This is a genomic window from Actinospongiicola halichondriae (assembly GCF_049103745.1).
GTDB classification, from domain to species: Bacteria; Actinomycetota; Acidimicrobiia; order Acidimicrobiales; family Salinilacustritrichaceae; genus Salinilacustrithrix; species Salinilacustrithrix halichondriae.
Map to the genome: position 1 here is coordinate 2,067,097 of NZ_CP171622.1, position 14,266 is coordinate 2,081,362.

Consider the following 14,266-nt stretch of genomic DNA (forward strand, 5'->3'; position numbering starts at 1 on the left):
CGGTGACGACACCGTCTGGCATCGCGAGAGCGAGACTACGCGGGAGCGATGTGGAGCGTGTCGAGGAGGTCGTTGATCACCGGGACGAGCGTCCGGCGATCGCGGTGGCTCCCGAGCACGGCGTAGAGGCAGAACGCCCGACCGTTCTCCGTGAAGAACGCCTGGGTGCCGCTCAGCCCCTCGACCGTGCGCTGCATCGCCGCCGGCGAGAACTGCGCCGGCGTCAGGCGAGGAATGCCCTCGGAGGCGAACAGCGCCGTCCCCACGTCCTCGCTGCCGTGCTCGAGCAGGCACACGAGGACATCGGTCGAGCTCATCGTCTCGACGGCACCGCTCCCGTAGTCACCGCGGTTGGTCGGGAGCGGGAAGTTCGCCAGATGGGTGATGGGGTGTTCGGCATCGACCTGTGCGCCGGCGCCGGCGGCCTCGGACGTCCCGGACGCCGAGGCCTGTGCCTCCTCGGGGCGGCGGTCGATCGACCCCTCCCACCCGTCGGGGAGTTCGACGGCGATGCCGTGGCCTTCGATCTGCATCACTGATCGCCTCCGGGACCATCGTCGGGCGTGACCGGCAACTCGTCGTGGTAGAGACGCGGATCGCCGGGCAGGATCCCGGCATCGGCGAGTTCACGGTCGGCTCGGTCCTGGCGGGGCCGAGCGGTGAAGAGGTCGCGACGCGTGAGTCGGTTCTCGCCGTCGTATCCCGCGTCGGCGAGCGCCTTGCCGAGCAGGGCCGTCACCCGGTCCCACGTCGCGGCGGCGCCTTCGCCGGCGACGAGACCGCTGCGTCCGTCGACGAGCACGAAGTAGGGGGCGACGGGGATCGAGTAGTCGTCCCATGCCTCGGACGACATGACGACGGTGAGATCGGGGGCCGCGAGCTCAGCGACCGCAGCAGGACTCTCGCCGTCGGCGCCACGGGTCACGATCACCAGACGCGTCTCGGGCGGGAGGTCGACACCCGCCGAGAACGCCTCCCAGAAGCCGGCGCAGGTCGAACAGCCGCTGGTGAGAAAGGCGAGGAGGGTCGCGTGATCGCGGCCGGCGACCGGGATGGCCGCAGTCGCTCCGGCCGGCGTCGATCCGGAGATCCCGGCGGCACGGGTCGAGTCGGTCGTGCGAGGCGACGGCACCCCGGCACGGGTGTTGATGACCGGGGCCGCTCCGACGGTGGTCGCCGTGGCGTGGTCGTGGTCGTGCTCCCGGTCGGGGTCGAGCACGATCCCGTTGTCGTGGAGCGCACGCAGGATCTCGGCATGACTCCGCAGCAGACCCACGACGAGCAACGCCAGAAGGGCGACGACGATCGCAAGGGTGAGGAGGAGGAACGTCATCGGGTCACGAGATCCTGGTCACGGTCTTGCAGCCGACCTCGACCGGCTCCGACGATCCGCCGGCGTCGAGGTACACGCAGACCTCGTGGATCCCCGGGCCCTGGGTGATGTGCACGTCGAACGATCCGGTGCCGACCAGGAACGACTGCACCGGTGAACGGTCGACGAACACCTCGATTCGGGCCGCCGGCGTCACGTTGCCCGAGACGGAGCCACGTATCCGGAGGCCTCCGGGCTCGGTGGTCACCGAGGTGAGGGTCCCCGAGGCGTCTTCGAGGCACGGACGGTGGTGGTTGCGCGTGGCGTTGTCGACCCGGCTCGCCGTGGTGCACGTGGGCTCGATCTCCCACGGCTTGGTGCAGGTGACCACCCGGCACATGATCGGCCCGACGCAGGGCACCTGGTTGTTGCAGTTGCCGTACCGGAAGTGGGTGCACCCGTCCTTGCGGTTGCCACAGCTCCGGCACCCGCAGTTCGCGCCGGAGCACGTTCCGGAACACACGCCGTTGGCGCCACAGCCACAACCGCCGCAACTGTCGTTGCAGTCCATGTAGTAGCGGGCGGCACCGTTGCAGTAACTCGACCCGTCGACCTTCCACCATCCAGCGAGGAGGGTGCCGGGTGGGCAGGAGTTCTGGCCGTAGATCGCGCAGCAGAACTCGGTGTAACCGTCGCAGCACAGGCTGCCGCAGTCGCAGTTGCGGCCATTGCAGCCGCACGTGGCGGCGTAGGCCGAGCGGGGTTCGAGCACGAACTCCTTGCCCGCGACGGCGATCGCGCTGCCGACGATGGCACTGCGGGCCAGGAAGCCTCGACGCGAGGTCTTCCGGCCGACGAACTGGGATGCCCGCTCGGTGAGGGTCGTGGTCAGACTCATGACGAGCGCAGCACCTCTCGTTGGTTCTTGACGTCTTCGAACACGCCGGACACGGCGATCAACAGCGCAGCACCGACCGAGATCAGGACGACATGGGTGGCGAAGGACACGACGCCCTCGTCGAGGACGGCGGTGAGATCCGGCGCGCCGGTCGCGGCGGCGACCAGGCCGGTGGCTGCGGCGGCGACGTCGATCACGAGGTGCGAGATCCCGGGTGGGGCGCTGGACGACCCGAAGCACCCGCACGACACCCCGGCCGCTCGGCGTTGCAGCACGACGAGGAAGACACCGAATCCCAGGAACACGGCGGCCATCGCCAGCGCCGGCACGACGCCACCGAATGCGAGCACGGCAGCGCCGACGACGACCTCGACTGCCCCGAGGGCCCGTCCGGCCGCCGACCACGCCCGCCGCTTCCCGACGAGTCCGGCCTCGCGCATGGCGGTGTTCGCCGCGGTGGGGTCACCGATCTTGTCGGCGCCGCTGATCACGAGGAGCAGTGCGAAGAGGTGGAGCGGACCCACGACGAGACTCATGAGGGATCGTTCACGTATCCGCCGACCAGCGGGAGGTAGAGGCCGTCGAACGACAGCGGTTGGTCGGTGAAGCTGCGACCGGCGGTGCCGTCCCACAGGTGGTCGGCGCCGGTCGGCGAGTACCAGATGATGTCGGTGGTTCCGTCCCGGTCGAATCCATGGCTTCCCGACAACGTGGGCAGGTAGTCGCCCTTCACCGACAACGTCGTCTGGGCGTGTGCGCCGGCGTCGTCGAGGTACCAGACGTACTCGCCGCCCGAACCGGGCTGGTACCAGAACACGTCGGCGTTGCCGTCGCCGTCGAAGTCACCGGCCAGCGGCGTGTAGGTGCCGCTCACCTTCTTCGCCACGCTGGTGGCGACTCCGCTGGAGTCGAAGCGCCACAGGAAGTCCGCGGTCGAGCCCGGGGCGTACCAGAGGATGTCGGTGATGCCGTCGCCCGTGAAGTCGGGGGCCATGGGAGCGATCGGCTTGTAGACGCCGTTGATGGTGACCGGTGTGCTCTCGAAGGAGCCGTCGGCGCTCCCCCGCCACACGTAGTCGCTTCCCCGCCCCGGGCGGTACCAGAGGATGTCGGCGTACGCGTCGCCGTCGAAGAACCCGGGGATCGGCTGGTAGTCACCCGAGACCGACGTGCGTACCTGCGAGAACGTCCGGTTCGCTTCACCGAGCCAGAGATAGTCGGCAGCAGAACCGGCGGCGTACCAGAGCAGATCGGTGCGGCCGTCGCCGTCGGCGTCCCAACCGGGACCCGTCACCGGGAGGTACGCCGAACTGACCTTGGTGGCCACCGACGTGAACCCGCTGGCGCCGCCGTACCAGATGAAGTCGGCAGCAGAACCGGGGGCGTACCAGAGGATGTCGTCGTAGCCGTCGCCGTCGTAGTCGTTGCCGGGGCCGGTGATCGGCCGGTATCGACCGCTGATCGCCTGGCTGACGAAGGTGGCGTTGCCGTTCGATCCGGTGCGGAAGAGCGAATCGGCGTCGGATCCGCTGGCGTAGAGGAAGACGTCGGACGATCGAGCAGGAGTGTCGGCGGGGCCGGCGAGCGGCGGCAGCAGTCCTGCAGACGACGAGGCGGCCGAGGTCGCCACCAGCGCAGCGCCGGCCAGCAGCGCGAACAGGAGGAGGACATGGCGACGCACGGCCACTCACGCTATCGGCCGCCGTCGACCGCTCTCGATCAGGAACTCCTTGCACTATACCCCCCTAGGGTATATGCATGATCCATGCAGCGCATCGTGAATCCTCTGCACGTTGCCCGGGAAGAGGACCTTGTGATGACGGCCACCCACCACGACCACGACCACCGCACGACCGAGACACCCGACAGCGGGCACGGCGACCACGCCGGCCACGAGGGTCACGGCGACCACGCCGCGATGTTCCGCCACCGCTTCTGGTGGAGCCTCGTGCTGTCCGTCCCCGTGATCGCCACCAGCCACATGGTGATGGACTGGCTCGGCTACGAACTCGACTTCGCCGGCATCGAACTGGTCGGACCCGTCCTGGGCACCGTCCTCTTCCTGTGGGGTGGCTGGCCGTTCCTGGAGGGCGGGGTCTCGGAGGCCCGGACACGCGAACCGGGGATGATGCTCCTGATCGCCATGGCGATCACGGTCGCCTACGTGTCGTCGCTCGCGTCGAGCCTCGATCTCTTCGACCTCGAGTTCTGGTGGGAGCTCGCTGCCCTCATCACGATCATGCTCCTGGGCCATTGGCAGGAGATGAAGGCCATCGGCCAGGCGAGCTCGGCGCTCCAGGCGCTCGCCGAACTGCTGCCCGACGACGCCGAACGCGTCGGCGACGCCGGCGACGTCGAGACCGTCTCGGTCGCCGATATCGCTGCGGGCGACGTGGTGCTCGTCCGATCGGGCGGTCGGGTGCCTGCCGACGGCGAGGTCATCGAGGGCGAGGCCGAGGTCGACGAGTCGATGGTGACCGGCGAGTCGCGACCCGTCGCCAAGGAGACGGGCGACCGGGTCGTCGCAGGCACCATCGCCACCGACTCCGCGATCCGCGTCCGCGTCGACGCCGTCGGCGACGACACCGCACTCGCCGGCATCCAGCGAATGGTCACCGAGGCGCAGCAGAGCAAGGGACGCGCCCAGGTCCTGGCCGACCGAGCGGCAGCGCTGCTGTTCTACGTGGCGGGGTCCGCCGGCGTGATCACCTTCGCGTCATGGCTCGCCGTCGGCAGAGCCGACGACGCCGTGGTCCGGACGGTGACGGTGTTGGTGATCGCATGCCCCCATGCCCTCGGCCTCGCCATCCCGCTCGTCGTCTCCCTGTCGAGCGCGATGGCTGCGAAGAACGGCATCCTCGTCAAGGACCGGATCGCCCTCGAACGGATGCGCGAGATCGACGCCGTCCTCTTCGACAAGACCGGAACCCTCACGAAGGGCGAGCACGTCGTGTCCGACGTGGCCGCCGCCGAGGGGTTCGACCTCGCCGACGTCCACCGCATCGCCGGGGCCGTGGAGGCCGACAGCGAGCACCCGCTCGCCCGGGCCATCGTGGCTGCGGCCAGAGAGCGCGGTGACGTCGCCCGAGCCGACGACTTCCGGTCGATCACCGGACGCGGTGTCGCCGCGACGGTCGACGGGGTCGAGTACGCCGTCGGCGGACCTGCGCTGCTCCGCCAACGCGACGTCGCGGTGCCGGAATCGCTCCGGGCCGATGTCGACGCCTGGACCGAGAGAGGCGCCGCCGTCCTCCACCTGCTCCGCGAGGACGACATCGTCGGATCGTTCGCGCTCGAGGACGAGGTCCGTCCCGAAGCACGCGAAGCCGTGACCGCCCTGCACGATCGCGGCATCCAGGTCGTGATGATCACCGGCGACGCCCGCCAGGTCGCCGAGGCCGTGGGCGCCGACCTGGGGATCGACGAGGTCATGTCCGAGGTGCTCCCCGAGGACAAGGACCACAAGGTCGCCGAGCTCCAGGAGCGCGGCCTTCAGGTCGCGATGGTCGGCGACGGCGTCAACGACGCCCCTGCGCTCGCCCGCGCCGACGTCGGCCTCGCCATCGGCGCCGGCACCGACGTCGCCATCGAGTCGGCCGGAGTGGTGCTCGCGTCGAGCGATCCCCGCAGCGTCCTGTCGGTCATCCGACTGTCGAAGGCGACGTACCGCAAGATGGTGCAGAACCTCGTGTGGGCGGCCGGCTACAACGTCCTGGCCATCCCGCTCGCCGGTGGCGCACTGGCGTGGGCTGGCATCGTGCTCGCTCCCGCCGTGGGCGCGGTGCTCATGAGCGCGTCGACGATCGTGGTCGCACTCAACGCCCAGCTGCTCCGACGGTTGGATCTCCGGCCGGGGTGATGGCGCGTTACCGTCCGTCGACCTGTGAACAGCCTCGACGAGATCGGCCGCGCGGACGGGTGGCGGTGCTGGTTGTGTGATGCAGCCGTCGACCCGGACATGTCGGTCAACGACCCACGCGGACCCAGCATCGACAGCCGCACCACCAGGTCCAAGGCCAAGAAGAAGGCCAAGCCGGTCGAACCCCGCCTCGCCCACCGCGGCTGCAACACCGGCAAGGGCGCGACCGAAGCGGTGGTGCCGTGGGCCGACCATCTCTTCGTGGTCGATCCGGTCCCGATCATCCCTGCGGTGGACCGTCTCAGCCGGAAGGGCGGGCGGGAGATCTTCGCCCGTTGTCCCGACGAGGTCGACGCCAAGGAAGCCGTCGAGTGGCTCGTCGATCGGGTGTCACGGCTCGACCCCGACCTGACCGTCACCGCGGAGATCGAACCCGGCGGCGGTCAGTACATGATCGCCCTCCGGGCCTGACCCGCAGCGCCGGACCAGCGGCCTTGTCGCTCCTGCGCTACATCTCACATCCGGACGTCGACGTCGATCCGGACATCCCGGTCACACAGTGGACGCTGAGCGTGGAGGGTCGACGGCGAGCGATGGCGATGCTCGACCAGCCGTGGGTCCTGTCCATCGAGCGCATCGTGAGCAGTGCCGAGACCAAGGCGACGGTGACCGCCGGACTCCTCGCCGACCATCTCGGACTCGACGTCGAGGTGCGACCGACCACCGGCGAGATCGATCGCAGCGCCACCGGCTTCGTCCCGATGGCCGAACACGAACGCCTGGCCGACGGGTTCTTCGACCGGCCCACGGTCTCGGCCCAGGGGTGGGAGCGAGCCGTGGACGCGCAAGCACGGATCGTCGGCGGGCTCGCCGACCTGCTCGATCCCACGTCGGAGGAGGTCGGCGACGTCGCCGTCGTCGGCCACGGAGCGGTCGGCACGCTGCTGCTCTGCCACCTCGCCGATCTCGAGATCGGCCGCCATCGCGACCAGCCCGGCCAAGGGCACCACTGGGCCTACGACCTGGGCCGCCGCCACGTCATGCACGGGTGGATTCCCGTCGACGGGGGCGGAGAACGAGAAGAGCCGCAGGCCTGAGACCTGCGGCTCGTTCCACTTCCGGGTGGGCCATGAGGGATTCGAACCCCCGACCCCCTGCGCGTCATGCAGGTGCTCTAGCCAACTGAGCTAATGGCCCCGGGAGCAGGGCAATGTAGCACCAGCTCCGAGAGAAACCTGAAGAGCAGCGGATCCGGTGGCTCGGATTCAAGCTTTGCGTGGTTTCTGCCGATGTTCCCTTGGAGAATCTCGGTCCGCAGCGACCGGGATCTGAACCTGGGGGTGGCCGATGCCACTCAAGCAAGAGAACCGCTGGGCGGCGCACCCGCGCCGTGCTCTGGCCGTCAAGGCCGCTGTGTATCTGGTCCCGGCAATCGCCTGTGGAACGTCCTCGGTCTACGCGGGTCGGTGGATCCAACACTCGTTCCCGTCGATGCCCTGGTATGGCCCGACGCTCCTGTCGCTGCCGATCTCCGTCGTCGTGCTCATCGTGGTCCAACGGCTGATGCGTCGCCTGTTGCCACTCAGCATGTTGCTCAAGCTGTCGCTGCTGTTCCCCGACCAGGTGCCCAACCGCCTCGGCCTCGCACTGCGCTCGGCCAGCCCCAAGCGGTTGGCCCGAAGGGCGCAGTCGGATGACCCCGGCGAATCGTCCGTCGCGGCGAAGGTGCTCACGCTCGCTGCGACGCTCAACGCGCACGACCGCCGTACCCGTGGACACAGCGAGCGGGTGCGCGCTGTCACGATGCTGCTCGCCGACGAACTCGACCTCGCCGGTGCGGAACGCGACCGCCTCGAGTGGGCGTCGCTCCTGCACGATCTCGGCAAGATCGAGGTGCCGGCCGAGATCCTGAACAAGGCCGGTCGGCCCAGTGCCGACGAGTGGAACATCCTCAAGGCGCACCCCGCCGCAGGGCCGGCGCTCGCCGGGAGCCTCCGTCCCTGGCTCGGGGACTGGATCCATGCGATGGACCAACACCACGAGCGGTTCGACGGGACGGGCTATCCCGCCGGTCTGGCCGGCGACGAGATCGCTACCAGCGGCCGGATCGTCGCGGTCGCCGATGCCTTCGAGGTGATGACCGCGGCTCGGTCCTACAAGCAACCGATGTCGACAGAGGCCGCCCGCGAGGAACTCGTGTCGTGCTCGGGCACGCACTTCGACCCCACCGTCGTCCGATCGTTCATGCGCGTGTCGGTCTCCGACCTGCACCGAGCACTCGGGCCCACCTCCTGGCTGCTGTCGTTGCCGTTCTCACGACAGGTCGGCCGGACGATGCAGCTCGGCGGAGCGATCACGGGAGGGTCGGTTCCGCCGGCGCTCGTCGGGGCCATGGCGCTCACCTTGTTGGCGACGCCGGGTGCCGCCGTCACGGCAGGGACCCGAACGGCCGGCGAGGTCGCGGTGGCCGACGTCGGCGATGTCCTCGACGACGCCGATCCGACATCGATCGACGAGCCCGGGCACCATCGCACGAGCGCCAAGAGCGACCCCGCGGACGAGTCGACGGCGACGGAACCGGGCGGCCCCGGAACCGACCCCGAACCCGACGACGAGTCGAGCCCGGGAACCGATCTCGCCGACGACGACCCCGGTCACCAGGCGCCGACGACGGGCTCGACGACGACGGTGCCGGGAAGTCCGCCCACGACATCCGCTCCGTCGGTCCCGCCAGGACCCGGCCCGACGACGATCCCAACGACATCAACGCCGCCGACCACCAGTCCTCCGACCACCGCTCCCCCGACGACGACCACGTCGCCCGGCGGAACACCGGGCAAGACCCTGGGCGAGATCCTCTCCGAGACGATCGACACCGTCACCGAGATCGTCGAGGGCACGACCGGCAGCGTCGGCGGCATCCTTCCTGGGCTGTCGCCGTTCTCCAGCGACGAGGAGGAGACCACGCCGCTGCTCTGAGCACCAGCGGCGGCACGCCCTCCGGGAGCGAGATCCGACGCAATCACCCGAATCGACGGCCCGTTTCCGCTCATGGCTCGCGATCTGCACTGTGATAGACCGAATCGGGTGACGTCCGAGATCGATGTGTTGGACGCTCGACTCCTGCGAGCGATCGCGGAGAATCCTCGGGCGGGGGTGATGGAGCTGGCACGCCAGCTCGAGGTCGCGCGGGGCACGGTCCAGGCGCGACTCGACAAGCTCCGCGAGCGTGGCGTGGTCACGGGCTTCGGCCCCGACCTCGACCTGCATCGACTGGGCTACGAGGTGTTGGCGTTCATCACCCTCGAGATCTCCCAGGGCGCACTCGAGACCGTCGTCGCGCACCTGACCACGATCCCCGAGGTGCTCGAGGTCCACACCACGACCGGCGGTGGCGATCTGCTGTGCCGCGTCGTCGCGCCGACCAACGCCGACCTCCAGTCGCTCATCGGCCGCATGCTCGCCACGGGTGGCATCGAACGGACCACGACGCAGGTCGCCCTCACCGAGCAGCTCCGCTTCCGCGTGCTCCCGCTGGTCGACCAGGTCATCGACGAGTGACCGTCCTCGCCCACCAGGGTGGATGGGACGAGATCCTGTTCGTGCTCGCACCGCTCGTGCTCTTCGCCGTGCTCCTCGTGGTCGCCCGCCGACGCGTCGATCGGATGGAAGCCGACGAAGAACAGCGGCCCAAGGGTCCGTGAGCCGCCTCGATGGCATCGACGCCCTGACCCTCGACGTCGGCGGCGTCTTCACGGTGCCGAGCCACCAGCGCCTCGCCGATGCGTTCGCCGCGGCCGGACTCGAGGTCGATCGCGAGTCGTTCTGGGACGGCCACTACCGAGCAATGCACGCCGTCGACCGCGCCCGCTCGGCGCCGGAGACCTTCGGCGAGTACGTCCCGGCCTTCTGCCACCACGTGGGACTCGCCGACGGACAGCATCGCGACGGCGTCGAGGCGATCCAGTCGCTGTTCGGACCGTCGGGTCTGTGGTGCGAACCGATCGTCGACTCGGTGGAGTCGATCCGAGCCCTCCACGACGCCGGCATCGCCATGGCCGTGGTCAGCAACGCCGACGGCACCGTCGACTCGATCCTCGCCGACGCCGGCGTGTGCCAGGCCGGCGACGGCCCGCTCGTCCCCGTGGCCGTCATCGTCGACTCGGGTGCGATCGGGGTCGCCAAGCCGGACCCGGCCATCTTCACGCCGGCACTCGAGGCCCTCGGGACCGAGGCGGGTCGCACGCTCCACGTCGGCGACAGCGTCCACTACGACGTGCTCGGCGCGCAGGCCGCGGGCCTCCGGTCGGTCCACTTCGACCCCCGCCGGCTCTGCGAGGACGACGGTCACGACCACATCGCCTCACTGCGCGACCTGCTCGACTGACCACGCCCCAACGACCCACGCCCCCCCCGGTTCGGTACGTACCGATCGGCACGTACCGCGTCGAAAAGCGCCTGCAACGTACCGATCGGCACGTTACGTGCATGTCTGGATCTGAGGGGTCGGTGTCGTTGCCGACATCGTGGGAACGGGTGATGATGGCGACATGCGGCCCCGCCCCATCCTCTTCACGGCCTTCGACGGCATCCAGAGCCTCGACGTCAACGGCCCGCTCGAGGTGTTCGCTGCCGCAGACGACACCGTCGGCGGGGGCGCCTACGACATCACGGTCCTGAGCCTCGACGGCAACGACGTCCGAGCAGGAAGTGGCCTGCGAATCGGGGTCGACGGGACCATGACCGATGCGCCGGCCGAGATCGACACGGTCGTCGTACCCGGCGGCGACGGCACCGTGCAGGCGGTCGGCAACCCGGCCTTCGTGGCTGCCGTCGACGTCCTGGCCGGACGCTCGCGGCGCGTGGTCTCGGTCTGTTCCGGTGCGTTCGTCCTCGCCGCCGCCGGTCTCCTCGACGGCCGCAAGGCCACCACCCACTGGTCCGTCGCCGACCTGCTCGCCGACATGCATCCCGACGTCGACGTCGACCCCGACCCGATCTTCGTCCGCGACGGAAACGTCTCGACCTCCGCCGGCGTCACCACCGGCATGGACCTCGCCTTGGCCCTGGTCGAAGAGGACCTCGGTGCCGACGTCGCGCTCGCCGTCGCCCAACGTCTCGTGCTGTTCCTGCGTCGACCCGGATCGCAGTCGCAGTTCAGTGCGCACCGAGCGGCACAGATCGCCGACCTCGAACGAATCCGCGAGCTGCAGACGTGGATCGAGGACAACGCCGCCAGCGACCTCTCGGTGGCCCGACTCGCCGAGCGGGTCGGCTACAGCGAGCGTCACCTCACCCGACTCTTCCTCGACGAGGTCGGCGAGACACCCGCCCGCTACGTCCAGCGCATCCGCGTCGACGTGGCCCGTCGCCGCCTCGAGGAGTCCGGCGACGGCATCGACGCCATCGCCACGGCCGCGGGGTTCGGATCGACCGAGACCCTCCGACGCGCCTTCCTCCGTGAGGTGGGCGTCGCCCCGGCGCAGTACCGGGCGCGCTTCACCGCACTCCCCTGACCCCACGCCTTCCACCACAGGAGTTCCTCATGGATGTCGCCATCGTCCTCTACCCCCGCTTCACTGCCCTCGACGCCATCGGCCCGTACGAGGTGCTGCGCAACCTGCCCGGCACCACCGTCACCCTCGTGGCCGAGTCGCCGGGCGAAGTCCGCAACGACGTCGGCGGTCTCGGCCTCGTCGCCGATGCCGCACTCCACGAACTGCCCTCGCCCGATGTCGTCGTCGTCCCGGGCGGTCCCGGCCAAGCCGACCAGATGGCACCGGGCGTGCTCCACGAGTGGCTGCGCGCCGCACACGCGACATCGACGTTCACGACCTCGGTGTGCACCGGTTCCCTGATCCTCGCCTCCGCCGGCATCCTCGACGGCCTCGCCGCGACCTGCCACTGGCTGTACCTCGATCAGCTCCGCGACTTCGGGGTGACGCCGACGTCGGAGCGGGTCGTCGAGCAGGGCCGCATCGTGACCGCCGCCGGGGTCTCGTCGGGAATCGACATGGCGCTCCGCCTCGCGGCCCACATCGCCGGAGACGAGATCGCCCAGGCGATCCAACTCGGGATCGAGTACGACCCGCAACCGCCCTTCGACGCCGGATCGCCCGACAAGGCACCGGCCGACATCGTCGACTTCCTCCGGAGCAACGCCCGTGCCGTCATGGGCTGACGACGCCGCTCAGCGGGAGGACTAGTCCGCACGCACACACCAAATGGCCCGTCCAGGTCATTCCCAATCTCCCCGAATCAGGACATTCTCGATCTGTCCGTCACCACAGTTGGGGAGCATCTACATGCCGCGTGTCTCGGTTCGTTCCAATCCTCGTTGCGGGGGCCGTGTTCACGGCTGCCGCTGCGCCGGCCTCGGCGGAGACGCCGGGCGTCGGATCGACGGTCGGCAGCCTGTCCGTCGTCGACCTCGACGTCGGCGATCTGCTGGCACTCGACGTGCTGCAGGACTTCGCCGGCGCAAACACCGACACCGACGTGTCCGAGGCCGCCGCCGCCGCAGCGCTCGATGCGCTGACCGTCGCAGCCCCCGCCCTCGGCGTCGAGGACAGCATCGGGCTGCTCGACGTCCGGAGCACCGGCGACGAGGACACCGCCTCGAGCGGTGACGTCCCCGTCTCGAACCCCGTACTCGGCGGAGCGCTCCTCCCGGCTGCGCTCTCGGCACTGCTCGACGCTGACGGCGCCGTCGCCGGTATCACCGCCGGCGTGGCCGACCTCGACGTGCTCGGCGGCATCGCCGGCCTCGACAACACCCAGCTCGGCATGGACGCCAGCGCACTCACGCAGCAGGCCGACGGCAGCCGTCGCCTCGTGATCGACAACCTCGCCATCCTCGAACTCGGTGATCTGCTCGCCGGCCTCGGCATCCCGCTCGACGCGCTGTCGCCCGACACGCTCCTCGGCCTCGTCGGGACGCTCGGGCTCCTCGATCAGCTCGCCCCGCTCCTGGACGCCCTCGACCTCCCGGTCGACCTGCTCGACCTCGAAAGCCTCACGGTCGAGGGCCTCACCGATGTCGTCGACGGCCTGCTGGCGGTCGACGACGGAGCAGTGTGCGTCGAGCTCCCCCTGCCGATCGGCAACCCGCTCTGCGACGTGCTCGACGGACTTCCCGTCGACACCGATCTTCTGCTCGACCTGCTGACCCCGGTGCTCGACACCGTGCTCGGGCTGCTCGACGGCACGGCGCTCCTGGAGCTCCAGGCGCTCGACGTCGGGATGGTCACCAAGGCCACCGACTCGCTCGACTCGTCGCTCGCCGACGTGACGGCGACGCTCGGCGGGATCTCGGTCCTCGGCCTCCCGCTTCCCGAGGTCGACGTGCTCGCCGCCGTCGAACAGGTCACCAGCGCCGTCGACGGCCTCCTGGCGCAGATCGATCCCGCCCTCGGCGGCCTCGACCTCATCGACCTCGGCATCCTCGAGGAGACCAGCGGCGTGAGCGAGGCCGGCGAAGCGATCGTGTCCGAAGCGACGTTCACCGGGCTGCGACTCGACGTCACCGGCCTCACCGACGAGGCACTCGGCGGCGTTCTCGCCGGACTCCCGCTGCCCATCGACTCGGTCGGCGGGATCCTCGGCGGCGACAGCTTGCTGGCCCCGGTCACCGAATTGCTCGGCGACACCGGCGGCCTGTCGGCTCTCAGCGACGGCCTGTCGCTGAAGGTCGCCTCGCTCGGCCAGACCTCGACCTTCACCGAGGTCCTGTCGAACACCGCCACGCCCGCCACCCCGGCGGCGCCTGACCTGCCCCGGACGGGTAGCAACGACGCCCTGATGATGGTCTTCGCAGCGATCGCTGCCGGTGGCGCCCTCGGCATCCGCCGGATGGTCCGCACCGAAGACTGACCGCCAGCTCGCCTGCACCGACGAGGGTCCGGCCGCGAGGCCGGGCCCTCTTCGCGTTCAGCCGGCGGCGAAGGCCGGCCGAGCGTCGAGGGACCGAGCGTCGAGGGACCGAGCGTCGAGCGTGCACGGAACGTACCGATCCGTACGTTCCACGACGTTTTCGACGCGGTACGTGCCGATCGGCACGCTGCGTACATCCGCAGGTCTGAGAAATTGGAGGCGGCGGCGGGAATCGAACCCGCGTACAGGGATTTGCAGTCCCTTGCCTAAGCCACTCGGCCACGCCGCCTGGAGCGGGCCACCCTACCTGAGGCGCCCGTCCAGA

General features: G+C 69.8%; 15 protein-coding genes and 2 tRNA genes. 10 read left to right on the forward strand and 7 right to left on the reverse strand.

The window, feature by feature from the left end; all coding sequences use genetic code 11:
- Window positions 1-35: 35 nt before the first annotated feature.
- From AB8619_RS10150 to AB8619_RS10170, 5 genes are read right to left on the reverse strand one after another with little or no spacing between them, the layout of a single operon-like run.
- Complete coding sequence (locus tag AB8619_RS10150; RefSeq protein WP_436792524.1) at window positions 36-533, reverse strand: hypothetical protein; 498 nt, start codon at window positions 531-533, stop codon at window positions 36-38.
- A complete protein-coding gene (locus tag AB8619_RS10155; RefSeq protein ID WP_436792525.1) occupies window positions 533-1,333 on the reverse strand; it encodes a hypothetical protein in 801 nt (266 codons plus the stop codon). Before AB8619_RS10155 ends, AB8619_RS10150 begins: the two co-directional genes overlap by 1 nt.
- A gap of 4 nt (window positions 1,334-1,337) precedes the next feature.
- Window positions 1,338-2,210 (reverse strand): twin-arginine translocation signal domain-containing protein, encoded by an 873-nt coding sequence (locus AB8619_RS10160; protein WP_436792526.1) that lies wholly within the window; start codon window positions 2,208-2,210, stop codon window positions 1,338-1,340.
- Window positions 2,207-2,746, reverse strand: a complete 540-nt coding sequence (locus tag AB8619_RS10165) for a MauE/DoxX family redox-associated membrane protein (protein ID WP_436792527.1) — start codon at window positions 2,744-2,746, stop codon at window positions 2,207-2,209. Before AB8619_RS10165 ends, AB8619_RS10160 begins: the two co-directional genes overlap by 4 nt.
- Window positions 2,743-3,891 (reverse strand): FG-GAP repeat domain-containing protein, encoded by a 1,149-nt coding sequence (locus AB8619_RS10170; protein ID WP_436792528.1) that lies wholly within the window; start codon window positions 3,889-3,891, stop codon window positions 2,743-2,745. The genes AB8619_RS10165 and AB8619_RS10170 overlap by 4 nt, the downstream gene beginning before the upstream one ends.
- A gap of 135 nt (window positions 3,892-4,026) precedes the next feature.
- Here AB8619_RS10170 and AB8619_RS10175 point away from each other — a divergent pair, with 135 nt between their 5' ends.
- From AB8619_RS10175 to AB8619_RS10185, 3 genes are read left to right on the forward strand one after another with little or no spacing between them, the layout of a single operon-like run.
- Window positions 4,027-6,069 carry a copper-translocating P-type ATPase gene (locus tag AB8619_RS10175; RefSeq protein WP_436792529.1) on the forward strand — a complete coding sequence of 681 codons (2,043 nt, stop codon included), beginning with the start codon at window positions 4,027-4,029 and terminating at the stop codon, window positions 6,067-6,069.
- Between the two features lie 24 nt (window positions 6,070-6,093).
- A complete protein-coding gene (locus tag AB8619_RS10180) occupies window positions 6,094-6,540 on the forward strand; it encodes a hypothetical protein (protein ID WP_436792530.1) in 447 nt (148 codons plus the stop codon).
- 23 nt (window positions 6,541-6,563) lie between these two features.
- Window positions 6,564-7,166 carry a histidine phosphatase family protein gene (locus AB8619_RS10185; protein ID WP_436792531.1) on the forward strand — a complete coding sequence of 201 codons (603 nt, stop codon included), beginning with the start codon at window positions 6,564-6,566 and terminating at the stop codon, window positions 7,164-7,166.
- Window positions 7,167-7,192: 26 nt separating this feature from the next.
- On the opposite strand, the gene AB8619_RS10190 is transcribed toward AB8619_RS10185, so the two are convergent.
- Window positions 7,193-7,266 (reverse strand) — tRNA-Val (locus AB8619_RS10190).
- Window positions 7,267-7,416: 150 nt separating this feature from the next.
- Between AB8619_RS10190 and AB8619_RS10195 the strand changes: the two genes are divergently transcribed.
- The 7 genes from AB8619_RS10195 (at window position 7,417) to AB8619_RS10225 (ending at window position 13,941) form a co-directional block, all read left to right on the forward strand.
- Window positions 7,417-9,048, forward strand: a complete 1,632-nt coding sequence (locus tag AB8619_RS10195) for an HD-GYP domain-containing protein (protein ID WP_436792532.1) — start codon at window positions 7,417-7,419, stop codon at window positions 9,046-9,048.
- Window positions 9,049-9,156: 108 nt separating this feature from the next.
- Window positions 9,157-9,630 carry an Lrp/AsnC family transcriptional regulator gene (locus tag AB8619_RS10200; RefSeq protein WP_436792533.1) on the forward strand — a complete coding sequence of 158 codons (474 nt, stop codon included), beginning with the start codon at window positions 9,157-9,159 and terminating at the stop codon, window positions 9,628-9,630.
- Entirely contained in the window at window positions 9,627-9,773 is a 147-nt protein-coding gene (locus AB8619_RS10205; protein ID WP_436792534.1) for a hypothetical protein, read from the forward strand. Before AB8619_RS10200 ends, AB8619_RS10205 begins: the two co-directional genes overlap by 4 nt.
- Window positions 9,770-10,456: an HAD family hydrolase gene (locus tag AB8619_RS10210; RefSeq protein WP_436792535.1), complete on the forward strand. Its 687-nt coding sequence runs from the start codon at window positions 9,770-9,772 to the stop codon at window positions 10,454-10,456. Before AB8619_RS10205 ends, AB8619_RS10210 begins: the two co-directional genes overlap by 4 nt.
- Before the next feature lie 163 nt (window positions 10,457-10,619).
- Entirely contained in the window at window positions 10,620-11,585 is a 966-nt protein-coding gene (locus AB8619_RS10215; RefSeq protein ID WP_436792536.1) for a GlxA family transcriptional regulator, read from the forward strand.
- Between the two features lie 29 nt (window positions 11,586-11,614).
- Entirely contained in the window at window positions 11,615-12,250 is a 636-nt protein-coding gene (locus AB8619_RS10220) for a DJ-1/PfpI family protein (RefSeq protein WP_436792537.1), read from the forward strand.
- 167 nt (window positions 12,251-12,417) lie between these two features.
- Window positions 12,418-13,941: a hypothetical protein gene (locus AB8619_RS10225; protein WP_436792538.1), complete on the forward strand. Its 1,524-nt coding sequence runs from the start codon at window positions 12,418-12,420 to the stop codon at window positions 13,939-13,941.
- Between the two features lie 214 nt (window positions 13,942-14,155).
- Here AB8619_RS10225 and AB8619_RS10230 read toward each other — a convergent pair.
- Window positions 14,156-14,230 (reverse strand) — tRNA-Cys (locus AB8619_RS10230).
- Window positions 14,231-14,266: the final 36 nt, after the last annotated feature.